Below are 20,271 nucleotides of genomic sequence, written 5' to 3'. Positions count from 1 at the left end.
GGGAGAGGCAGTCGACGGCGAACGGCACCACTGTGGGGTCCGGTGAGGTGTGGGTTGCGCTCATGTCGGCGGTGACGCAGGTCACGCTAGCGTCGCCGTACGCCGACACCACCGCCGGCGCTCACCGGACCCCAGGGAGCGTCATGATCAGACCTGTCTCGCGGCTGCTCGCCGCCGCCGTCGCGGCTCTGCTGCTCACCCCGGTGGCACCCGCCCACGCCGCCGACACCCCGCACACCAAGAGTCCCGTGTCCGGAAGCCTGTCGACCTACCGCATCTCGGGTGTGTACGTCGCCGGCGTCTCCTCCGGCGCCTACCTGGCGGGCCAACTCCAGGTGGCCTACTCGAAGCGGATCAGGGGAGCGGCGCTGTTCGCCGCCGGCCCCTACTACTGCGCGCAGAACAACGTCGCGCAGGCGCTGTACGGCTGCGGCGACAATATCTACCCGACGTACCTGAGCGCGTTGCAGTCGTACACCCGGACCTGGGCCGGATACGGCTGGGTCGACCCGCTCAGCGGGCTGTCCGGCGAGCCGGTCTACGTCTTCCACGGTGGATCCGACGGCACCGTGAAGCGGTCGGTGAGCGACGACCTGGTCCGCTATCAGCAGCACTTCGGCGCCAGCGTCCAGTACGACAGCGGCTCGGCCGCCGGCCATGGCTGGGTCACGCCCTACGGCACGGTGGGCTGCACGGCCACGGCCGCGCCGTACCTCAACGACTGCGGCACCGACCCGCAGCACACCTTCCTGCGCAAACTCTTCGGTTCGGTGCAGCCGCCGAACACCGGGCCGCTCGGTGGCACGCTGGTGCGGTTCAGCCAGCACGGCTTCGCGCCGGGTGGTTGGGCCAACGGCCTGAGCATGGACGCCAACGGTTTCGCCTACGTCCCGTCGTCCTGCGCCTCGGGAGCGAGTTGCCGACTGCTGGTGGCGCTGCACGGCTGCCTCCAGGGCCACAGCCGGGTCGGCACCGCCTTCGTGGACCGGGCCAACCTCAACCAGTACGCCGACACCAACGCCACGATCGTGTTGTACCCGCAGGCCATCACCGTGCCCAGCAACCCGAACGGATGCTGGGACTGGTGGGGCTACCTCGGCGCCACCAACTACCCGATCAAGGGCGGTGCCCAGGTGGAGACGGTGATGAACATGGTGCGCCGGCTGGGCGGCTGAGCGCGGCCTCCGTCGCCCCGTAGGCTGTCGCCCATGATTGCCGTACGTCAGCGCGCCGATGACGCACGGTGGGTGGCCGCGCCGGCCCCGGTGTCCGCACCGGGGCCGGTCGCACCATGAGTGGTACGCCTGTGCCGGCTCCGCGAGGCGGGTCGGCCCGGAACCCTCGCGGCAAGGCGCTCTTCGCCTGCTGCGCCCGGCTCGCCGCGTCCCGCTCGTTCGAGATCGCCATCGTCGTGGTGATCCTCGCCAACGGGATCGTGCTCGGCCTGGAGACGTACCCCGATCTGGGGCCGGCGGGCACCGCGTTGCGTGCGTTGGAATGGGGCTTCCGGGCGGTCTTCGTCGCCGAGATCACCATCCGGATCCTGGCGTACGGTCGCCGCCCGCAGGACTTCTTCCGGCACGGCTGGAACGTCTTCGACCTACTGGTGATCGCCGCGATCTTCATCCCCGGCCTGCACGGCGACTCGGCGCTGCTGCGGGTGGTCCGGGTGCTGCGGATCGTCCGGCTGGTGCGGTTCTCGCCCGGGCTGCGCACGATCGTCGCCGCGCTGTGGCGCAGCCTGCCCGGCATCGGCGGCTTCTTCGCCCTGGCTGTGGTGACGCTCTACGTGTACGGCATGGCCGGCTGGTTGATTTTCGGCGAGGTCTATCCGGAGCAGTACGGAGACATCGGCCGCTCCCTGCTGACGCTGTTCGTGCTGCTGTCGTTGGAGACGCTGCCGGACCTCATCGAGCAGGGGATGGAGTTCTCGCCCTGGACGGTGCTCTACTACGGCAGCTATGTGGTGATCACTGTCAATTTGCTGCTCAACATCCTGATCGCGGTCTTCGTCAACTCGATGGAGGAGGCGCGCCGGCTGGAGATGACCGAAGGGTTGGGCCCCGGCTACGACTCCGACGGTGACGGCGTCCCCGACGAGGTGGACCGGATCGCGATCAGTCAACGTCTCGACGACCTGCGTACGCTCATCGTCGAGCTCGAACGGGAGCTGCGCATCGACCGCGACGACGGCCGCCTCCGCCGGGTCGGCAAGGAATGACCACCTGCCGTCGCGTCCGTCTTTGATCAGAATCACGACGGGTGCGGATAACGGGCGTCACCGGATAGGGTCGTTACACCGTCTGATGATCTCTGGGGAGGCTGCGTGCTGGCACTGGTGGCGGTCCATGCGCTGACAGCGGTGATCGCCCCGAGGCTGGTGCGGCTGTGGGGGCGTAACGCCCTCTACCTGGTGGCGCTGGCACCGGGCGCGACGCTGGTCTGGGCGTTCACGCACGCCGCCGGGGTACGCGGCGGTGCACCGGTGGTCGAGACGGTGCCGTGGGTGCCGCAACTCGGGCTGGAACTCGCCTTCCGGATGGGCACGCTCTCCTGGCTGATGGTCGTCCTGGTCGGCGGGGTGGGCGCGCTGGTGCTGGCCTACAGCGCGCGTTACTTCCGCAGCGACGATCCCGGTCTCGGCCGCTTCGCCGCCGTCTTCGTCGCCTTCGCCGGGGCGATGCTCGGCCTGGTGGTCTCCGACGATCTGCTGCTGCTCTACGTGTTCTGGGAGCTGACCACCGTCTTCTCGTACCTGCTGATCGGCAGTGACCCGGCGAAACGGGCCAGCCGGCGGGCGGCCATGCAGGCGCTGTTGGTGACGACGCTGGGCGGCCTGGCGATGCTCGCCGGGTTCGTCATGCTCGGCCAGCACGCCGGCAGCTACCGCTGGTCCGAGATCGCCGGCAACCTGCCCGGCGGCGGATACCTCGCCGTGGCCGTGGTGCTGATCCTGCTCGGCGCGCTCAGTAAGTCGGCGATCTTCCCGTTCAGCTTCTGGCTGCCGGGTGCGATGGCGGCACCGACTCCGGTCAGCGCGTACCTGCATGCCGCCGCGATGGTGAAAGGCGGCGTGTTCCTGGTCGCCCTGATGGGGCCGGCGGTCGCCGAGGTCACCCCGTGGCGGCCGGTGCTGCTGACCGCTGGCGTGGTCACCATGTTCCTCGGCGGGTGGGCGGCGTTGCGCCAGACCGACCTCAAGCTGCTGTTGGCGTACGGGACGGTCAGCCAGCTCGGCCTGCTGATTGTGATGCTCGGCGCCGGCACCCGCGACACCGCGTTGGCCGGAGCGGCCATGGTGCTCGCGCACGCCCTGTTCAAGGCCACCCTGTTCCTCACCGTCGGGCTCATCGACCATGCCGCCGGCACCCGGGACCTGCGCGAGCTCAGTGGGTTGGGCCGGCGGGCGCCGGTGCTCGCCGGGGTGGCCGCGCTCGCGGCGGCGTCCATGGCGGGCCTGCCGCCGATGGCCGGGTTCGTCGCGAAGGAGGCCGCCGTCGAGGCGCTGCTGCACGGCAGCGGGTCCGACCTGATGGTGCTGGCCGGTGTGGTGCTCGGATCGGCGCTGACCGTCGCGTACACACTGCGGTTCCTCTGGGGCGCCTTCGCCAGCAAGCCGGACACCGCGCCTTCCGAGGTGGCGACCGTGTCCTGGCCGTTCATCGCCCCGGCGGCGGCGCTGGCCCTCGCGGGCGCTGCGGCCGGACTGCTCGCCCCGGCAGTGGACCGGCTGCTCGCCCCGTACGCCGATCTGTATCCCAGCGCCGAGCCGGGCTACCACCTGGCACTGTGGCACGGGCTGACCCCGGCGCTGGGGCTGTCGGTGCTGGCGGTGGCCGGCGGCGCCGGGCTGTTCCACCTGTTGCGCCGCCGCGAACGGGTGCCTGCCGCGCTGCGGCTGCCCTTCGACAGCGCCACCGTCTACGCGCGGGTCATCGGTGGCGTCGACCGGCTGGCCGTGGAGCTGACCGGTGCCACCCAGCGTGGTTCGTTGCCGTTCTACCTCGGCGTCATCCTGGTGGTGCTGGTGCTGCTGCCCGGCGGGGCCCTGCTGATCGGTGCGCCCTGGCCGCAGCGGTTCCACGTCTGGGACACCCCGTTGCAGGGGGTGGCCGCCGCCGTGGTGATCGTGGCGGCGGTGCTGGCCGCCCGCGCCCTGCGCCGCCTCACCGCGATGATCCTGGTAGGCGTGGCCGGCTACGGCACCGCGCTGCTGTTCATCCTGCACGGCGCACCCGATCTGGCGCTCACCCAGTTCCTGGTGGAGACCGTCACCATCGTCATGTTCGTGCTGGTGCTGCGTCGCCTGCCGGTGCGGTTCTCGGAGCGGCCGATCCGCTCCAGCCGGCGTGGTCGCGTCGCGATCGGCGTCGCCGTCGGTGCGGTCACCGCCGGTATGGCGTACGTCGCCACGGGCTCGCGCCAGGCCATTCCGGTCTCGGTGGGCTTTCCCGACGAGGCAGTGTCGTACGGCGGTGGCAAGAACATCGTCAACGTGGCCCTGGTCGACATCCGGGCCTGGGACACGATGGGTGAGATCGCCGTGCTGGTGGTGGCCGCCACCGGTGTGGCCAGCCTGATCTTCCGCCGGGCTGGCGACCTGCACCGGCGGGCCGACATTCCCGGCGACGGCCGGGCCGGATACAACCGCCCACGGTGGCTGACCACCGGCGCCACCACCCGGACCCAGTCGGTGGTCCTCCAGGTGGTGACCCGGCTGCTGTTCCACGCGATCGTGCTCTTCTCCATCTACCTGCTGTTCAGCGGCCACAACGCCCCGGGTGGCGGCTTCGCCGCCGGCCTGGTAGCCGGTCTCGCGCTGGCCGTGCGCTATCTGGCCGGCGGGCGCACCGAACTCAACGGCGCGGCACCCGTGGACGCCGGTGTGGTGCTCGGCGCCGGGCTGTTCGTCGCCGTCGGTACCGGCGTGGGCGCGATGCTGCTCGGCGGCGAGTTCCTGCAGAGCGCGGTCCTCGACTTCCACCTACCGGTGCTGGGGCACGTCCACTTCGTCACGTCGGTCTTCTTCGACGTCGGTGTCTACCTGATCGTCGTCGGTCTGGTGCTGGACATCCTGCGCAGCCTCGGCGCGGAGATGGACCGGCAGAGCGAGACCGAGACCGCCGAGAGCAGGGAAAAGGAGCTGGTGTGAGCGCCAACCTCACCTACGTGATCGTGGTCGGAGTGCTCGTCGCCGCCGGCGTGACGCTGCTGCTGGAACGCAGCCTCACCCGGGTGCTGATGGGTGTCATCCTGCTCGGCAACGGCGCCAACCTGCTGCTGCTGACCGGCGGCCGGGCCGGTGGAGCGCCGATCGTCGGCACCACCGATCCGGAGCAGATGAGTGATCCGCTGCCACAGGCGATGATTCTCACCGCCATCGTCATCACCCTCGGCATGACGGCGTTCCTGCTCGCCCTGGCGTACCGCAGCTGGCACCTCAACGGGCACGACGAAGTGCAGGACGACGTCGAGGACCGCCGGATCATGGATCTCGCGATCCGCGACGAGGGTCCGGGCACCGCCGACATCGAGGGCGGCACCGGTGACGGTGACGACGACGGGCCGGCCGGCGGTGCTCGTCCGGGCGTCGACGTGGTGGAAGCAGGTCGGGCCGGATGACGTACCTCGTACCGCTGCCGGTGGTGATGCCACTGCTCGGCGCGGCGCTGACGCTGCTGCTGCTCGGCCGTCCGCACGCCCAGCGGTGGGTGAGCCTCACCGTGCTCGCCGCCACCGTGGCGGTGTCGGCGGCACTGCTGGTGCAGTCCAGCCTGCACGGACCGCTGGTGGTGGAGGTCGGCGGCTGGGTCGCCCCGTTGGGCATCGTGCTGGTCGCCGACCAGTTGGCCGCGCTGATGCTGGTGGTCTCGGCCGCGGTGACGCTCTGCGTGCTGGTCTACTCGATCGGGCAGGGCATGGCCGACGGCCACGAGGAGACCCCGCTGTCGGTCTACCACCCGACCTACCTGGTGCTGACCGCCGGCGTCTGCAACGCGTTCCTCTCCGGTGACCTGTTCAACCTCTACGTCGGTTTCGAGATCCTGCTGGTCGCCAGCTACGTGCTGCTGACCCTGGGCAGCACGGAGAACCGGATCCGTGCCGGCACCACCTACGTGGTGGTGAGCCTGCTCTCCTCGGTGATCTTCCTGATCGCGATCGGCCTGGTCTACGCCTCGACCGGCACGCTCAACCTCGCCCAACTCGTCGACCGGTTGGACACCCTGCCGGACGACCTGCGCCTGCTGTTGCAGGGCATGCTGCTGCTGGCCTTCGGCATCAAGGCGGCGGTCTTCCCGCTGTCGGCCTGGCTGCCGGACAGCTATCCGACGGCGCCGGCCCCGGTCACCGCGGTCTTCGCCGGCCTGCTGACCAAGGTCGGCGTGTACGCGATCATCCGTACCGAGACGCTGCTGTTCCCCGGCGGACGCACCGCCACGCTGCTGCTGGTGACGGCGGTGCTGACCATGGTGGTCGGCATCCTCGGCGCGGTCGCCCAGTCGGACATCAAGCGGTTGCTGTCGTTCACGCTGATCAGCCACATCGGCTACATGCTGTTCGGGGTGGGCCTCACCTCGTCGCTCGGGCTGTCCGCGGCGATCTTCTACGTGGTGCACCACATCACCATCCAGACCACCCTGTTCCTCGCCGCCGGTCTGGTCGAACGCCGGGGCGGCAGCACCGCGCTGGACCGTCTCGGTGGCCTGGCCCGGCTGTCACCCGTGCTCGCCGTGCTGTTCTTCGTGCCCGCGCTGAACCTCGCCGGCATCCCGCCGTTCTCCGGGTTCCTCGGCAAGCTCGGCCTGATCCAGGCGGGCGTCGACGACGGGGGCGTGCTGGCCTGGATCCTGGTGGCCGGCGGGCTGGTCACCAGCCTGCTCACCCTCTACGCCATCGCCCGGGTGTGGAATCTGGCCTTCTGGCGGACGCCGCACGTGGACATGCCGGCCGCCGACGACGCCGAGCAGGCGGCCCGTACCGAGGGCGCGGTGGAACCGGACCGTGGCGGGCAGTCAGGCGCTGTGCTGCCCAAGCTGATGATCGCGCCGACGCTCGCGCTGGTCGTGCTCGGCCTCGCGTTGACCGTGGTCGCCGGCCCGTTGTTCGACCTCAGCACCGACGCCGCCGACGACCTGCTGCGCCGGACGCCGTACGTCGATGCCGTCTTCCCGGGAGGTGCGCCGTGAGTTCCGACCCGATGACCCCGGCGGAGCCGGACGAGCCGCTGCGCCCCGCGCTGAGCCGCACGGCCCGGCGGCGCAACCAGGTCATCGCGGTGACCGCGCTGGTCGCCGTCTGGGTGCTGCTCTGGGGCACCCTCTCCTGGGCCAACATCATCGGTGGACTGGTGGTGGCCGCCGTCCTGCTTGCCGTGTTCCCGCTGCCGCCGGTGACCTTCGCCGGCCGCATCCACCCACTGCCGATGCTCCGCTTCTGGCTGCACTTCCTGCGCGACCTCGTGGTGGCCTCGGCGCAGGTCGCCTGGTTGGCCATGCGGGTTGGCCACACTCCGCAGAGCGCGATCATCGCGGCGCGACTGCGGGTCAACACCGACCTCAACCTCACGCTCACCGCCGAGGCGTTGTCGCTGCTGCCGGGCAGCCTGATCCTGGAGGCCGACCGACGGACCGGCACGCTCTACATCCATGTACTGGGCGTGACCAGCCGGGACGAGGTCGAGCGATTCCGCCGCGGCGTGCTGGAGCTTGAGGCCCGCATCATCGAGGCCATCGGCTCACCCGAGGAGTTGCGCCGCATCCGGGAGAATCCGGCTGACCGGGAAGGAGTACCCGCATGACCGCAGTCGCCGTGACCGTCACCGTGCTGCTCGCCGTGGCCGGCGGGCTCACCCTCACCCGGGTCATCCGCGGGCCGTCGATCCTCGACCGGGCTGTGGCCACCGATGTGCTGCTGGCCATAATCGTCGCGGCGATCGCCACGGAGGCCGCCTACAGCCGGGACGCCACCGCGCTGCCCGTGCTGGTCGTCCTCGCCGTGCTCGGATTCGTCGGCTCGGTCAGCGTCGCCCGGTTCGCCGCCCGACGTGACGACAACGCCACGTCCACCACCTCGGACGGGAGCCAGCCGTGAACCTGGACGTGGTGTTCGATGTCGTGGCCTCGATCTGCCTGATCGCCGGGGCGTTGCTCAGCCTGGCCGCCGGGGTGGCGCTGGTGCGCTTCCCCGACCTGCTCACCCGGATGCACGCGGCGGCCAAACCGCAGGTGCTCGGTCTGTTGCTGGTGCTGGTCGGGTGCGCTCTGCGACTGCGTACCGGGGTGGACATCACCACGCTGGTGCTGGTCGGTGCCTTCTCCCTTGCCACGGCCCCGGTTGCGGCCCACATGGTCGGCCGGGTCGCGTACCCGCACGAGGACATCCGCACCGACCTGCTGGTCACCGACGAACTCGCCGCCCACCTGGACCGTGTCGCCGATGAGCGGGAGCACTCCGCGCCGGCCTGACCGGGCCCTCGACAGCTGGCAGCCCCGGGTCAATATCCATTGCGGGCGGCGCGGATCATGCCTAGCCTTTCCGGCATCAGGTCGATCACGACGGGAGCCGGAAGGAGTATGCCGTGCGAGAACTGAACCGCAGCCAGGTCGGTCGTTGTTTGTGGTGCCCCGCCGTCGCGCTCGCCGGCAGACCCGCCCTCCCGACGACCAGCAGGTAGTCCCGGCGCTCGGCGCGCCGCCGCAGGGCAGACCCTGACCGGCTCGGATTCGCCGACGATTCCGCGACCATCCCAACCGACCCCGGGCTGCCCCGGCATCTCTCACACCAACCCGCCACCCGCGCCCGCGCGGCCGTGGATCATGCAGTTGCGGTCTGTCCAAATCGGGGCAAAAGCTGCATTCCACCGACCACAGGTGCATGATCGGCGGGCTTCGCCTCAGAGACCAGGAGAACACCACCATGGGCTTCAGCCTGCTCGCGGGAACGCGGGCGCCGGTGCGGGTGTGGACCGACCCGTACGCCATCGAGCCGCAGGCCGCGCGGCAGCTGCGCAACATCGGCGCGCTGCCGTGGGTGCAGGGCGTCGCGGTCATGCCCGACGTGCACTTCGGCAAGGGCGCCACGGTCGGCTCGGTCATCGCGATGCGGCAGGCGGTCTCACCGGCGGCCGTCGGAGTCGACATCGGCTGCGGCATGTCGGCGGTGCGTACCTCGCTGACCGCCGACGACCTGCCCGACGACCTCGCCGGGCTGCGCCGGGCTGTGGAGGCCGCCATTCCGGTCGGCTTCGCGCAACGGGACGAGCCGGTGAACCCGCGCCGGGTACGGGGGCTGGAACAGCGCGGCTGGGACGACTTCTGGCGGCGCTTCACCGACCTGGACCGGCGGGTGGCGCAACTGGAGTCGCGGGCCCGTCGGCAGCTCGGCACCCTCGGTGGCGGCAACCACTTCATCGAGGTCTGCCTGGAACAGGGTGGTGCCGACGCCGGGCGGGTCTGGCTGATGCTGCACTCCGGGTCCCGCAACATCGGCAAGGAACTGGCCGAGCGCCACATCGCGGTGGCCCGCCGGCTGCCGCACAACGCCGACCTGCCCGACCGGGACCTGGCGGTGTTCCTCGCCGGCACGCCGGAGATGGACGCCTACCGCCGGGACCTGTGGTGGGCGCAGGAGTACGCGCGGCGCAACCGCGCCGTCATGCTCGCCGTCCTGATGAACCTGATGCGGGACCGGTTCCCGCAGATCACGTACGACGAGCCGATCAGCTGCCACCACAACTACGTGGCGGAGGAGACCTACGAGGGGGTGGACGTGTTGGTGACGCGCAAGGGTGCCATCCGGGCCGGCCTCGGTGACCTGGGCATCATCCCCGGTTCCATGGGCACCGGCTCGTACATCGTCCGTGGCTCAGGTAACGACTGGAGCTACCGCTCGGCCTCGCACGGGGCGGGCCGGCGGATGTCCCGGGCCCAGGCGAAGCGGACGTACAGCACCGCGGACCTGGCGACGCAGACGTCGGGAGTGGAGTGCCGCAAGGACGCCGGGGTGGTCGACGAGATCCCCGGCGCGTACAAGGACATCAACGAGGTGATGGCGCAGCAGGAGGACCTGGTCGAGGTGGTCGCTCACCTCAAGCAGGTGATCTGCGTGAAGGGCTGAGGTGCGGTCGGCGCCCGTCGGGGGGCGGGCGCCGGCCGCACCCGTCGTCCGCCGCTGAGATCTCCGCGTGCCAGTCCGGCGCCTGCGCTTCGGCGAGCCGGTGCCAGTTCGCCGGGCCGCCCCGCAGGGGCCAGGCGCGGCTGGTGCCGTAACCGGTTCCGACCACGCTCAGCTCGCGGGCGAAATGGCGATGCGCGGCGGCGAGGGCGTCCGCCGCGCCGGGCGTGCCGACGGCCACCTGGTGGCGTACGGCCTCGGTGGTCGTCGAGTAGCGGCGCACGGCGGTGTCCGTCTCATCGTCGACCTGGTGCTGGCCCACCGAGGAGAGCTGGAGCAGCGGTGGCTGTCCGTCCTCGGTGAGCGCGGCGACGAGCCGATCGTGACCGTCCAGCACGACGTGGCAGTCGAGGCCGCTGATCCACCACAGCAGGACCGGTGGGAGGACCCCCTCCCGGAACTGCCTCCGATACGCCTTGACCCGCGCGGAGCCGGGGCCCGCCAGCGGGCGGAGCGGCAGGATCTGCCGGTGCGGGTCCCCGCCGAACCAGTCGATCCAGCCCCGGTCATGCGGCAGCGGAACAGGGGCCGGTCGCTGTGTCGCGCCGACCCCCGGGTACCCGACGTCGCCGCTGATGACCCAGCGGCCGGCATGCAGCGGGCCTGCGCCGGTCCCGGTCAGCGCGGTAGCGAAGTGATGAGCCCACCGAGCCAGCCAGGCGCCGCCGCTGTCGGCGCCGACGGCCGCCGCCCGGGCCGCGCTCATCGGCGGCACCGGCGGGCGGTGCTGGCCCGTTGACGCGTACGCGACGCCGAAGTGGTCATCAGCCACACTGGCCAGCAGCAGGACCGCGTCGCCATGCCGCAGCACGAGCAGGCCACGCCCGGCTGCCTCCACCCGCAGGACCGGTCGGTCTGGCTGCCCGACGTCGAGAACCAACGCCTGCCACGCCCCCTCCGCGCTCGAGGCGGGAAGGTTTGTTCTGCGCACCACGGACGTCTCGGCCACGGACCCATCATCGGTCACCCCGGGAAGCCGTCGTCCACTGATTTCGCCGGGAGGTGGCATCGGCGTCGACCACGGCGCACGACGTCGAAAACGGTTTGACAGCGCACATATTCTGATCCTCCGTACTTCCGGCGGACCGTGAGTCGCGAGGGGGCCCTGCCCTCTCGACACTCAGGAGCCGCAATGCGCCGGGCGCGGGCCCAGGCGTACGGGCTGGCCGGTGCCGCGTTCGGGCTCGGCTTCGTCGCCGGTCCGGTCCTCGGTGGTCTGCTCGGCGCCGCCGCGCAGTCATGGATCTCCCGCAGCGTGCGGGCCGACGAGCAGGGCACCGTGCAGGGTGCGCTGACCGGCATCGGCGCCGTGGCGGAGACCGTCGTGCCGATCACGGCCGGATTGGCGTTCGGCTGGTCGCTGACGTACGCGTGGCCGGGGTCGGTTTATCTCGGCGCGGCCGTCTTCGCGGCCGGGTCGGCGCTGCTGCTGGCCGCGACGCCCGACGTCGCGCCGAGAGCGGTGGAGTAGGTCAGGAGTCGGTTGACCGCCAGAGCCAGCGCAGCGCGTCAGGCAGAAGGACGCCACCGTGGTTGGGGTTGTGGCCACCGTCGCCGAGCACGAGCCGGAAGTCGTAACCTGCCTCGGCCAGGGCGGCCGCGACACGCAAGTTGTGGGAGAGCCAGTTGCGGTGCGGATCGTTCAGTGCAGATCCCGATGACCGGCCTGCATGAAGATTCGTAGTGGCTTGCGGACCTCAGTGACGATGATGTCCGGGTACGGATTCCCGCCGGGCATCTGGGCGAAGCTGGACAGGCAGCACAGCACCCGCCGGAACCTGTCCGGGCGCAGCCAGGCGACGGTGAACGCGGCCGGGTGCCGGTACTGAGACCGGCGACTCCGGCACCGAGGACGACAACGTCCGGACGTACGGTCATGAAGGCTCCCGCACCGTCGCGGCGGTCGTCAGGGCGGTGATGGCGCGGCGGACGCGGCTGGCCGCTGCCGGGTCCGCTCCGTCGGTGAGGGCGACGTGGTGCAGCGCCCCGACCACCGCCACGGCCAGCGCCTCGGTGTCGGCGGCTGCGGGTAGCCGCCCGATGTGCCGCTCGGCGGTCAGGTAGCCGGCGACGGTGCGTTCGAGCGCCGACAGTGCGGCGCTTCCACCGCCCAGCACCGCTTCGACGGCTTGCGTCAGGGTCGGCCGGTACGCGAACAGTCGGGTGACGGCGAGCAGCGTGATCATCGGGGTGGCGAGCAGCGTCTCACTGAGATTCGCGTCGAGGGTGCCGGTGCCGGCGCGGTCGGGGAGCCCGGCCACGGCGGCGGCGATCTGGAAGCTCCGGTCGACCGCGTAGCCGGTCAGGAAGTCGTCGAAGCTGGCGAAGTGGGCGAACAGCAGCCCCGTGGCGACGCCACCCTCCCGCGTCACGGCCCGGCTGGTGAGCTGGCTGGGCCCCGCAGTCGCGATCAGGCGTTCCGCGGCGGCGAAGAGGTGCTGCCGGGGCTCGGTGATGGCGACTCCGCGTGGCATGCCGGCAGTCTACGCATCTTGCGCCCGGATGAGCATACGCTCATCATGTTTGAGCAAACGCTCATACCTGGGGGTCTTAATGAAGCGAACGGTGATCGTCGGTGCTGGCATAGCTGGTCTCGCCACCGCCCTGCGACTGGCACGCGACGGGTGGCAGCCGATCGTCGTGGAACGTGCCCCGGTCCGGCGCAGTGGTGGCTACCTGGTGAACCTGCTCGGCGGAGGCTATGACGCCGTCGAGCGGCTCGGCCTGCTTCCCGCCCTCGCCGAGCGCGCGCTGGGCCTGTTCACCACCGTGTTGGTCCGATCGGACGGTCGGCCGAAGCTCACGGTGCCCTCGGTCGTCGCGGAGGCGGCACTGGGCCCCCGCACCTTGACGGTGTTCCGGGGGGATCTGGAGGACGTGCTGTACGAGGCGGTCCGCGACCGGGTCGACCTCCGCTTCGGCACCACCGTCGACTCCGTGGAGCAGGAAGCAGACCGGGCGGTGGTCAGGCTCAGCGACGGCACCACCGAGGAGGCCGATCTGCTCGTCGGCGCCGACGGCGTGCATTCCGCGACCCGGACGACCCTGTTCGGCGACGGTCATCGGGTCGACCTGCCGTACGTGGTGGCGGCCTTCCCGCTAATCCGTCCGCCCGAGGCCGTGCCCGCGTCGTCTGCCACCACGTTCATCGGTCCGGGACGTACGGCGGCAATCGTCAACCTGGGCCCGCGACGGTCCTCGGCCTTCTTCACCTACCGTTGTGCGGAGCCGGGCCGGGAACTGCGACGCGGGCCGGTGCCCGCGTTGCGCGCGGCCTTCGGGGACGTGGCCGGCGGCGTACCCGAGGCACTGCGTGACCTGGAGGCCGACCCGGTGAACGCCTACTTCGACCGGGTCAGCCAGGTCATGCTGCCGCAGTGGAGCGTCGGTCGCACGGTTCTCCTCGGTGACGCGGCCTGGTGCGTCAGCCTCTTCGCCGGGCATGGCGCGGCCCTGGCGCTCGCCGGTGCCGACCAACTCGGCACCGCCCTGGGGCGACACGGCGACGACGTCCGGTCGGCGCTGACCGAGTGGGAGACCGGCCTACGCGCCGAGGTCGTCAAGCGGCAGGCGCTCGCCCGCCGGGGCATGTACCAGTACGCGCCACCGAGTCGCCTGCACGTCTGGCTGAACGAGGTCACGATCCGGGCGGTCACCCTGCCCGGCATCCGTGGCCTCGTCCGTCGCGGCATCGAACGCCAGAACCGGTGACCGCGCCGCCGATCCCGGCGCGCGGCCGGTCAGCCGTACGGGTCGAAGGGAATCCCGGCCGGCTTGGCGGCGTTGAGCAGGTACTCGAACGAGCCATCCTTGATCTTGATGGTGGCGGCGCCGAAGTCGGCGTCCATCAGCCGGGTGCGCAGCTCGGTGCTGGGCCAGCCGTTCCAGTCCACCACCGGCGGGTAGTGCCAGACGTGGTAGTGGTTCTCCGGCGGCTCGTCGTTGTTGTTGGCGAGCCGGAAGAAGTGCGTCGACGCGCCGTCCTTGTGGTAGACGACCTTCGGGTGGGTGCCGTCGAACCGTATCTGGGCACGCGGGTAGGTGCGCCGGCTGCTGTGTTGGGTGGTGCTGACGTACTCGACCCGGTTGGCCGCCTGGTCGACCCAGGAGATGACGTGCTCCCAGTCGTGCCGGTGGCCGCCGAGACCGCTGCCGTGCACGGCCTGGTCCTTCTCGAAGTAGCTGGCGTAGACGATCGCGCACCAGCCGTTGTTGCACTTGGACCGGGCGTACGTCTGCGACATGTCCAGGTCGGAGCGGTCCCGGCAGCTGCCGTTGATCGCCCCGGTGGTCCGTAGCCCGCCGTTGATCGTGCCGTCCGGGCTGATAGCCGACACGGCGTAGCAGCCGTCGGTGTCGTAGTCGTAGGCGGGCGAGAACGACGACTCGTAGCCGCCGGCGTTGTGCGGCAGGTTGGGCAGTGAGCTGGCGTGAGCCGGTGCCGCCGGGACCAGCACGCCCAGGACGGTTAGTCCGGCGACGAGCCGGCCCAGCCCTCGCCGGCCATGGCTACCAGACCGGCGCGGCGGTTGGCCGGCGGCGAGCGTCGGCGGGGGAGACGACGGTGATGACGCAGATTTCATGGATATCTATATCGCACGGCCGGGTGGGAGGGTCAACGCCAAATATGAGGACGGCTCATTAACGGTCGGTGGGCGGCGCTCACCGACCCGGTGGACGGTGGGCTCACGCCGTGGGGCACCGGCCGAGCAGAATCGGCACGCCGTCGCCGGTCAGGTCCGCGCAGTAGGCCCGCCGCCCGGTCATCGCCATCGTCAGCGCGAGCGTGCCACCGGACACCAGCGGCCCGGAACCGGTGGCGAAGGGGCCGTCCGTCGCCGCCAGGCGCAACCCATCGATCCGACCCTTGGCCGGCACGGTGAGGTCGGAGCCGGCGAAGTACTCTGCTACCCGGGTGACGGTCTCGATCGGGTACGGGCGCTCCAGCCCCAGAGGGCGGCGGATGTCCTCGCCGTGCACGACCTGCTCGCCGAGCATCGCCACCACCGGCAGGGGTGGCTTGGTGGTGCTGGTGACGATCCCGCGGAACCTGTCGAGGGTGTCGTCGGGGGTGTCGCCCAGTTGCTCCCGGAGTCGCATGAGCACCTGCCGGTCGAAGTCCCATCGGCATCGGATCACGCCCAGCATCCAGCGCGCGGGGTTCAGGCTCGCCGCCGCGGTGAGATGGGCGAGGACCTCACGCACCGTCAGACCTGTGCAGAGCGACGGAGTGGCCCACCGGTCGGCGGTCAGGCCGGCGAGGTCGTCGGCCAGTGCCGCCCGTTCCGCGTGGACCAGCGACCAGACGGCGGTGCGGTCACGTTTCGCGGCGTTCTCGGTCATGCAGTGAACCTCCTGTGGTGGCCGCCGTCACGTCGTGCGATCGGGGTCCGACGAACGGCCCAGCCGTGCCGTGTCGAGAGAAAGACTCCGGCCGTAGGGCAGAATCGTCGCTCGTGACCGGCCCTCCTTGCGAGGCGGCTGCCGGGGTGACCGCCCCAGGTCGAGGATCCCTGCCGCCCTCGCTCGACACCATCGCTACCCGCTAGATCACCAGGGTGTCCTCGCGGCCGGTGCGGCGGCGGACGTGACCACGCCACCCGGCGAGCAGGGCGATCAAGGTCCAGCCGCTGACGCCGAGCAGGAGCGCGATCAGCTTGCCGCCGGAGTCGACCCGGTCGGCGTCCTGGAGGGTGAGCTCCCCGTCCGGGTCGGTAAGCACGGTGAGCCGCTCGCCGATCCGGTAACCGGGGTCACTGCCCTGGTAGACAAGCGGTTCCGCAAGGGGCCCGGTCGCGCCCGAAAGGGTGAAGGTGTGCCGGCTGCCGTCGGCCTGTGTGTCGACGACGGTGACCTCCTGGCGTACGCCGCGCTGTTCGAGCGCCAGGTCGGGGGCGAGCTGCACCGAACCGACGAGGACGAAGAGGGCCGGGAGGAAGGAGAGGAAGGCCAGCCAGGCCGCCCGGTGCAGGAGGCGGACGGCGAACACGAAGGCCAGCGACAGGACGATGCCGGTCCCGATCGCGACAGCCCTGGTGCCAGCGGCGGCGTACCCGATGCCGGTGTTGAGCCCGGCGATGACGAACCCTGACAGCACCAGCAGCGCCGTCCGGCGGGCCGAGGCAGCGGCCGTCCAGGCACCGGCCATCCCGGTCACGGCGTTCGCAGACACGTCGGAGATCGTAGCCGCGGTCGTCGAGATCGAGTCGCCAGCCGCGACCGACCTTCCGCCCGTCGCTGCGGAGCCGGCTCAGCGGGTCGCGGCCAGGGTCACCGGCACCGCCACCACCTTCGTACGGGAGCCGTCGACCGCCGACACCTCGTACACCTCGATGGTGCCGCTCTGCTCGGCCGACAGCCGGTATCTCACGGCGACCCGGTACCCGCCCCGGCAGCCGTTGCCACAGGTGGCGGTGGTGAAGGCGGTAGCGAGCTGGCGGCCGGCGGCGTCAAGCACCCGGACATTGACCGTCGCCTCGAAGACGTCGGCGCTGCCGGTGACGGTGACCGGGCTGGTCACCCGGCCGCCGATGACCGGGCCGGTGACCACGATCGGTGGCAGCAGGTCGGCGTGGTCGGCACGGCCGGCCGGTGTGGCGGCGCCGAAGTCGACCTGTCGCACGGTGGGAAACTGGGTGAGGGTGTAGACCACCTGCGCCTCACGGAGCCGGGCGGTGACCGGGTCGGCCATGGCGGCCAGCCGGACGGTGGCGACACCGGCGACGATCCGGCTCACCTCGGCACCGTCCGGCAGCAGGGTGACCAGACCGGCGTCGGCCTCCCGTGGGGTCGGCCCGGCGGCCAGTTCGGCCAGGGCCAGCCGGGAGGTGGCCACCGTGGCGGGTCGGGTGCGTCGGGTCGGGACGAGCCGCCCGTCACGGACGTACCACAGCTCAAGGGTGAGGGTCTCCGGCCGGGCGACGCCGGTGGTGCCGATGCCGGGCGTGGTCGGTGCGGGGGCGTCGGTGGGCGGCGGCGCGATGGTGGCGGACGGGCCGACGCTGGTGGGAGCTGGCGCGATCGGCGCGGCGGCGGTGGGCGCTGGCCCGAGCGAGCCTGACCGCGACGGCGCGCACCCGGCGACCAGCAGCACCAGGGCGATCAGCGTCGCGGATCGGCACCGGATCATCCGGTGCCGCCCGTCAGCTCGGAGCCGCCGACGTTGGGGGGTAGCCCCGCAGACGCCCGTCCGGGCCCGGTGCGCTCTGCGGACGGGACGCCTGCGGGCGCGATGTCGGGCAGGTCGAGGCGGAATCGGGTGCCGGTGCCGGGGGTGCTGTGCACGGTCAATCGGCCGCCGAGCAGCCGGGCGTTCTCCAGGGCGATGGCCAGACCGAGCCCGCTACCGCCGCCGGATCGCGCCGGGTCGACCTTGTGGAACCGGTCGAACAGCCGGGGCAGGTGCTCTGCCGGGATTCCCGGCCCCCGGTCGTCGACGTCGATCTGCACCCGGTCACCGGCCCGGGCCGTCCGCACCCGCACCTCACCGCCACCGTGCTGCACCGCGTTGGCGATCAGGTTGCCCAGCACCCGCTCCAGTCGGCGCGGGTCGGTGCGAAGGCGCAGCGCGTCGCCGTCGACCGTGACCCGGTCGGGCCAGCCGCGAGCGGCCACGATCCGGCGTACCAGGTCCGGTGCGTCCACGTCGGTCATGTGCACCGCCTCCCGCCCGGCGTCCAGCCGGGAGATCTCCATCAGGTCCTCCACCAGGTGACGCAACCGGACCACGTCGATGACCAGCAGCTCACCGGCGCGCCGGGCATCGGTGGGCAACTGGTCGAGGTGGTCGCGCAGCAGCGAGGCCGCGCCGACCAGGGCGGTCACCGGGGTACGCAGCTCGTGCGCCACGTCGGCCGTGAACCGCCGCTCGCGTTCCTGTGCGTGGTGCAGGGCGGTGATCTTCGCCTCCAACGCCTCGGCCATCTCGTTGAACGACGCCGCCCACCCGCTGAACTCGTCCCGTCCGGCCACCGGCAGCCGGGTGGCGAGCAGCCCCTCCGTGATGGCTCGCGCGGCCCGGCTGGCCCGCCCCACCGGTTCCAGGGTGCGCCGGGCGAGGGTGTGCCCGACCGTGGCGGCGAGCAGCACCACAAGCACCCAGCCGGCGGCGAGCGCGTTGCGGAGCTGCTCCAACCCGGCCGCGAGGTCGTTCTCGTCGGTGATCACGTACAGCTCGGCGGTCGAGCCGGGAATCCGTCCGCCCACCACGAGCAGCCGTGTCGGTCCGGAGCTGCGCTGGTAGCCGAGCTGTCCGGCTGCCACGGTGCTGCGCAGCCGCTCGGTCAGGTGCGGCGCGTACGCCGGGTCCGACGGCCAGGTGTTCTCGGCGATCAGCACCACGTGCCGGTCGCTGCCCTCGAAGCTGGTCAGCAGTTCGGTGCGGCGCTGCTCGGTCAGCGGCAGGAACTGCCCGGCGAGCACCAACCGGTAGCGGGCGTCGGCCGCGGCGGCGTGCAACGACGCGTCGTAGCGGGCCTGGTGTAGCAGCAGGTACGACCCACCGGCGAGCCCTCCGGCGGAGATTCCGGCGACCAGCACGAACGCGATGGTCAGCCGGCGGCGCAGCCGGCCGGGACGGACGGTCGGTGATCCTGCCGTCGTCTCCCGTGCTGGCGTTGCACCCATCGCCGTCGGCCGCTCATCCGGCGACGAGCTTGTACCCGGCGCCGCGTACCGTGCGGATCAGCCGAGGGGCGCCCGGGTCCGCCTCGACCTTGGCGCGCAGCCGCTGCACCGCCACGTCGACCAGCCGACTGTCACCGAGGTAGCTGTGGTTCCAGACCCGGTCCAGCAGCAGCTCGCGGGTGAACACCTGCCCCGGTCGGCGGGCCAACTCCAGCAGCAGCCGGAACTCGGTCGTGGTCAGCGGCAGCTCCTGACCGTTCCGGCGGGCCACGAACGCGCCCGGGTCGATCTCCAGGTCGCCGACCCGCAACGCGCCGGGCTCGGGTGGCACCACGGCGCGGCGCAGCACCGAACGGACCCGGGCCACCAGCTCGGGCAGGTCGAATGGCTTGCGCAGGTAGTCGTCGGCACCGCATTCGAGACCGACCACCACGTCGATGGTGTCGGTACGGGCGGTCAGCATGAGGATCGGCACCGCGCTGCTGCGCCGGATCTCCCGACACACCTGGAGGCCGTCCAGGCCGGGCAGCATGATGTCCAGCACGATCAGGTCGACGGTCCCGGCCCGCCAGGCGGTCAGCGCCTGCCGGCCGTCGGCGGCGGTGTCCACCCGGAACCCGGCGCGACGCAGCCCGAGGGCGGTGACCTCCCGGATGGAGGCGTCGTCCTCGACCACCAGCACGCGGCCGTCCATGATGCACCCAGGGTAGTCCCGGACGGCAGGTACGTCGCTCGGCGTGACGGGCGAGGGTGAGGGTCCGGCCGGTGCCGGACCCTCACCGCAGCGGTCGGTCATTCCTGCCACTGGTGCGCCACGTCGAGCACGATCCGGCTGTGGTTGCCGGGTCCGGCCAGCACGAACACCCGGAACGGCAGCCGGGCGCGGACACCGACGGCGAATGTGCTGTAGCCCTCGAAACTGCCGCCGAAGACCACGTCGCGCAGGGTCTGGTAGCGCAGCACGTTCGCCACGTGCTCGCCGGTCCGGTATGGCACCGTCGCGAGGTGCTCGTCGTCGTACGCGGGGGCGCGCAGCGAGACCCGCAGCAGCGCGCCACCGGCGGTGTACGGCGACAGCGGCAACCCTTCACCCTCGGTGTACGTCTCGCCGTAGCCGACGCTGTAGCCGGTGACCGGGCCGTCGAACTCGAACACCACCCGGTCGTGACAGTCGTGCCGACCGGTTCGCACGTCGATCAGTGGCGCGGAGCTGAGCGCCCCGGCGGTCTTGTCGGCGCTGCCCCAGGTGATTCCGCAGTACGGCGTGCCGGTCGCCGCCTGCGTGGCGGTGCTCGGCGCGGCCGTGGCGGCGATCAGCGCGGCGAGCGCCACGAGCAGCGTGGTGACGGTCCTTCTGGTCCTCATTCGGTGCTCCCTTCCAGCCCGCCTCGTCCCTGGGACGTGCGGGCTTGACCTGGTGAAATCCCACGGTCGCGCCGTTACGCCACGGCAGTTTCGCCGTGGCGTAACGCA

At 71.4% G+C, this 20,271-nt stretch carries 20 protein-coding genes and 1 pseudogene; 11 read left to right on the top strand and 10 right to left on the bottom strand.

Annotated features, from left to right (window positions below):
• The first annotated feature begins 143 nt into the window (after positions 1 to 143).
• The 9 genes from O7624_RS01055 to O7624_RS01015 all read left to right on the top strand — a co-directional run bounded on the left by O7624_RS01055 (position 144) and on the right by O7624_RS01015 (position 10,116).
• Entirely contained in the window at positions 144 to 1,175 is a 1,032-nt protein-coding gene (locus O7624_RS01055) for a PHB depolymerase family esterase (RefSeq protein WP_282238535.1), read from the top strand.
• Positions 1,176 to 1,291: 116 nt separating this feature from the next.
• Complete coding sequence (locus O7624_RS01050) at positions 1,292 to 2,221, top strand: ion transporter (RefSeq protein WP_282238534.1); 930 nt, start codon at positions 1,292 to 1,294, stop codon at positions 2,219 to 2,221.
• Between the two features lie 105 nt (positions 2,222 to 2,326).
• Positions 2,327 to 5,152, top strand: coding sequence for a Na+/H+ antiporter subunit A (locus tag O7624_RS01045; RefSeq protein ID WP_282238533.1), 2,826 nt, complete (start codon positions 2,327 to 2,329; stop codon positions 5,150 to 5,152).
• The gene (locus tag O7624_RS01040) at positions 5,149 to 5,622 is read left to right on the top strand and encodes a Na(+)/H(+) antiporter subunit C (protein WP_282238532.1); all 474 of its coding nucleotides are present in this window, start codon (positions 5,149 to 5,151) and stop codon (positions 5,620 to 5,622) included. Before O7624_RS01045 ends, O7624_RS01040 begins: the two co-directional genes overlap by 4 nt.
• Positions 5,619 to 7,187: a Na+/H+ antiporter subunit D gene (locus O7624_RS01035; protein ID WP_093402309.1), complete on the top strand. Its 1,569-nt coding sequence runs from the start codon at positions 5,619 to 5,621 to the stop codon at positions 7,185 to 7,187. Before O7624_RS01040 ends, O7624_RS01035 begins: the two co-directional genes overlap by 4 nt.
• Complete coding sequence (locus O7624_RS01030; protein WP_282238531.1) at positions 7,184 to 7,798, top strand: Na+/H+ antiporter subunit E; 615 nt, start codon at positions 7,184 to 7,186, stop codon at positions 7,796 to 7,798. The genes O7624_RS01035 and O7624_RS01030 overlap by 4 nt, the downstream gene beginning before the upstream one ends.
• Positions 7,795 to 8,091, top strand: a complete 297-nt coding sequence (locus O7624_RS01025; protein WP_093402310.1) for a monovalent cation/H+ antiporter complex subunit F — start codon at positions 7,795 to 7,797, stop codon at positions 8,089 to 8,091. The genes O7624_RS01030 and O7624_RS01025 overlap by 4 nt, the downstream gene beginning before the upstream one ends.
• Positions 8,088 to 8,465: a monovalent cation/H(+) antiporter subunit G gene (gene mnhG, locus O7624_RS01020; RefSeq protein ID WP_282238530.1), complete on the top strand. Its 378-nt coding sequence runs from the start codon at positions 8,088 to 8,090 to the stop codon at positions 8,463 to 8,465. The genes O7624_RS01025 and mnhG overlap by 4 nt, the downstream gene beginning before the upstream one ends.
• Positions 8,466 to 8,916: 451 nt before the next feature.
• Entirely contained in the window at positions 8,917 to 10,116 is a 1,200-nt protein-coding gene (locus tag O7624_RS01015) for an RtcB family protein (RefSeq protein ID WP_093402312.1), read from the top strand.
• On the opposite strand, the gene O7624_RS01010 is transcribed toward O7624_RS01015, so the two are convergent.
• The gene (locus O7624_RS01010; RefSeq protein WP_282238529.1) at positions 10,088 to 11,122 is read right to left on the bottom strand and encodes a hypothetical protein; all 1,035 of its coding nucleotides are present in this window, start codon (positions 11,120 to 11,122) and stop codon (positions 10,088 to 10,090) included. The genes O7624_RS01015 and O7624_RS01010 overlap by 29 nt on opposite strands.
• A gap of 183 nt (positions 11,123 to 11,305) precedes the next feature.
• Here O7624_RS01010 and O7624_RS01005 point away from each other — a divergent pair, with 183 nt between their 5' ends.
• Positions 11,306 to 11,644: a hypothetical protein gene (locus O7624_RS01005; protein ID WP_282238528.1), complete on the top strand. Its 339-nt coding sequence runs from the start codon at positions 11,306 to 11,308 to the stop codon at positions 11,642 to 11,644.
• Between the two features lies 1 nt (position 11,645).
• Here the strand turns inward: O7624_RS01005 and O7624_RS30625 are convergent.
• Both O7624_RS30625 and O7624_RS01000 read right to left on the bottom strand, forming a co-directional pair.
• Positions 11,646 to 11,983: pseudogene (locus O7624_RS30625) on the bottom strand (esterase family protein); the annotation flags it as partial.
• A gap of 64 nt (positions 11,984 to 12,047) precedes the next feature.
• Complete coding sequence (locus O7624_RS01000; protein ID WP_282238527.1) at positions 12,048 to 12,647, bottom strand: TetR family transcriptional regulator; 600 nt, start codon at positions 12,645 to 12,647, stop codon at positions 12,048 to 12,050.
• 91 nt (positions 12,648 to 12,738) lie between these two features.
• Here O7624_RS01000 and O7624_RS00995 point away from each other — a divergent pair, with 91 nt between their 5' ends.
• The gene (locus tag O7624_RS00995) at positions 12,739 to 13,884 is read left to right on the top strand and encodes an FAD-dependent oxidoreductase (RefSeq protein WP_282238526.1); all 1,146 of its coding nucleotides are present in this window, start codon (positions 12,739 to 12,741) and stop codon (positions 13,882 to 13,884) included.
• A gap of 29 nt (positions 13,885 to 13,913) precedes the next feature.
• Here O7624_RS00995 and O7624_RS00990 read toward each other — a convergent pair whose 3' ends face one another.
• The 7 genes from O7624_RS00990 to O7624_RS00960 all read right to left on the bottom strand — a co-directional run bounded on the left by O7624_RS00990 (position 13,914) and on the right by O7624_RS00960 (position 20,163).
• Positions 13,914 to 14,630 (bottom strand): NPP1 family protein, encoded by a 717-nt coding sequence (locus O7624_RS00990; protein WP_282238525.1) that lies wholly within the window; start codon positions 14,628 to 14,630, stop codon positions 13,914 to 13,916.
• Between the two features lie 229 nt (positions 14,631 to 14,859).
• Entirely contained in the window at positions 14,860 to 15,516 is a 657-nt protein-coding gene (locus O7624_RS00985) for a maleylpyruvate isomerase family mycothiol-dependent enzyme (RefSeq protein ID WP_282238524.1), read from the bottom strand.
• Between the two features lie 202 nt (positions 15,517 to 15,718).
• A complete protein-coding gene (locus O7624_RS00980) occupies positions 15,719 to 16,345 on the bottom strand; it encodes a hypothetical protein (RefSeq protein ID WP_282238523.1) in 627 nt (208 codons plus the stop codon).
• A gap of 78 nt (positions 16,346 to 16,423) precedes the next feature.
• Positions 16,424 to 17,302 carry a Gmad2 immunoglobulin-like domain-containing protein gene (locus tag O7624_RS00975; protein ID WP_282238522.1) on the bottom strand — a complete coding sequence of 293 codons (879 nt, stop codon included), beginning with the start codon at positions 17,300 to 17,302 and terminating at the stop codon, positions 16,424 to 16,426.
• Positions 17,299 to 18,798 (bottom strand): HAMP domain-containing sensor histidine kinase, encoded by a 1,500-nt coding sequence (locus O7624_RS00970; protein ID WP_282238521.1) that lies wholly within the window; start codon positions 18,796 to 18,798, stop codon positions 17,299 to 17,301. The genes O7624_RS00975 and O7624_RS00970 overlap by 4 nt, the downstream gene beginning before the upstream one ends.
• Before the next feature lie 13 nt (positions 18,799 to 18,811).
• Entirely contained in the window at positions 18,812 to 19,492 is a 681-nt protein-coding gene (locus tag O7624_RS00965; protein ID WP_282238520.1) for a response regulator transcription factor, read from the bottom strand.
• A 98-nt stretch (positions 19,493 to 19,590) separates the two neighbouring features.
• Positions 19,591 to 20,163, bottom strand: a complete 573-nt coding sequence (locus O7624_RS00960) for a hypothetical protein (protein ID WP_282238519.1) — start codon at positions 20,161 to 20,163, stop codon at positions 19,591 to 19,593.
• Positions 20,164 to 20,271 lie beyond the last annotated feature (108 nt).

The organism is Verrucosispora sp. WMMD1129 (genome assembly GCF_029581255.1).
GTDB classification, from domain to species: Bacteria; Actinomycetota; Actinomycetes; order Mycobacteriales; family Micromonosporaceae; genus Micromonospora; species Micromonospora sediminimaris.
This window is presented reverse-complemented; position numbering and strand designations above follow the sequence as displayed.

Excerpts from the sequence above, each read along its gene's own strand:
- O7624_RS01050 (WP_282238534.1), top strand. The coding sequence starts at position 1,292 with ATGAGTGGTACGCCTGTGCCGGCTCCGCGAGGCGGGTCGGCCCGGAAC.
- O7624_RS00965 (WP_282238520.1), bottom strand. The coding sequence starts at position 19,492 with ATGGACGGCCGCGTGCTGGTGGTCGAGGACGACGCCTCCATCCGGGAG.
- O7624_RS00975 (WP_282238522.1), bottom strand. The coding sequence starts at position 17,302 with ATGATCCGGTGCCGATCCGCGACGCTGATCGCCCTGGTGCTGCTGGTC.
- O7624_RS01005 (WP_282238528.1), top strand. The coding sequence starts at position 11,306 with ATGCGCCGGGCGCGGGCCCAGGCGTACGGGCTGGCCGGTGCCGCGTTC.
- O7624_RS01055 (WP_282238535.1), top strand. The coding sequence starts at position 144 with ATGATCAGACCTGTCTCGCGGCTGCTCGCCGCCGCCGTCGCGGCTCTG.
- O7624_RS00960 (WP_282238519.1), bottom strand. The coding sequence starts at position 20,163 with ATGAGGACCAGAAGGACCGTCACCACGCTGCTCGTGGCGCTCGCCGCG.
- O7624_RS01015 (WP_093402312.1), top strand. The coding sequence starts at position 8,917 with ATGGGCTTCAGCCTGCTCGCGGGAACGCGGGCGCCGGTGCGGGTGTGG.
- O7624_RS01000 (WP_282238527.1), bottom strand. The coding sequence starts at position 12,647 with ATGCCACGCGGAGTCGCCATCACCGAGCCCCGGCAGCACCTCTTCGCC.
- O7624_RS01035 (WP_093402309.1), top strand. The coding sequence starts at position 5,619 with ATGACGTACCTCGTACCGCTGCCGGTGGTGATGCCACTGCTCGGCGCG.
- O7624_RS01025 (WP_093402310.1), top strand. The coding sequence starts at position 7,795 with ATGACCGCAGTCGCCGTGACCGTCACCGTGCTGCTCGCCGTGGCCGGC.
- O7624_RS00985 (WP_282238524.1), bottom strand. The coding sequence starts at position 15,516 with ATGACCGAGAACGCCGCGAAACGTGACCGCACCGCCGTCTGGTCGCTG.
- O7624_RS00970 (WP_282238521.1), bottom strand. The coding sequence starts at position 18,798 with ATGGGTGCAACGCCAGCACGGGAGACGACGGCAGGATCACCGACCGTC.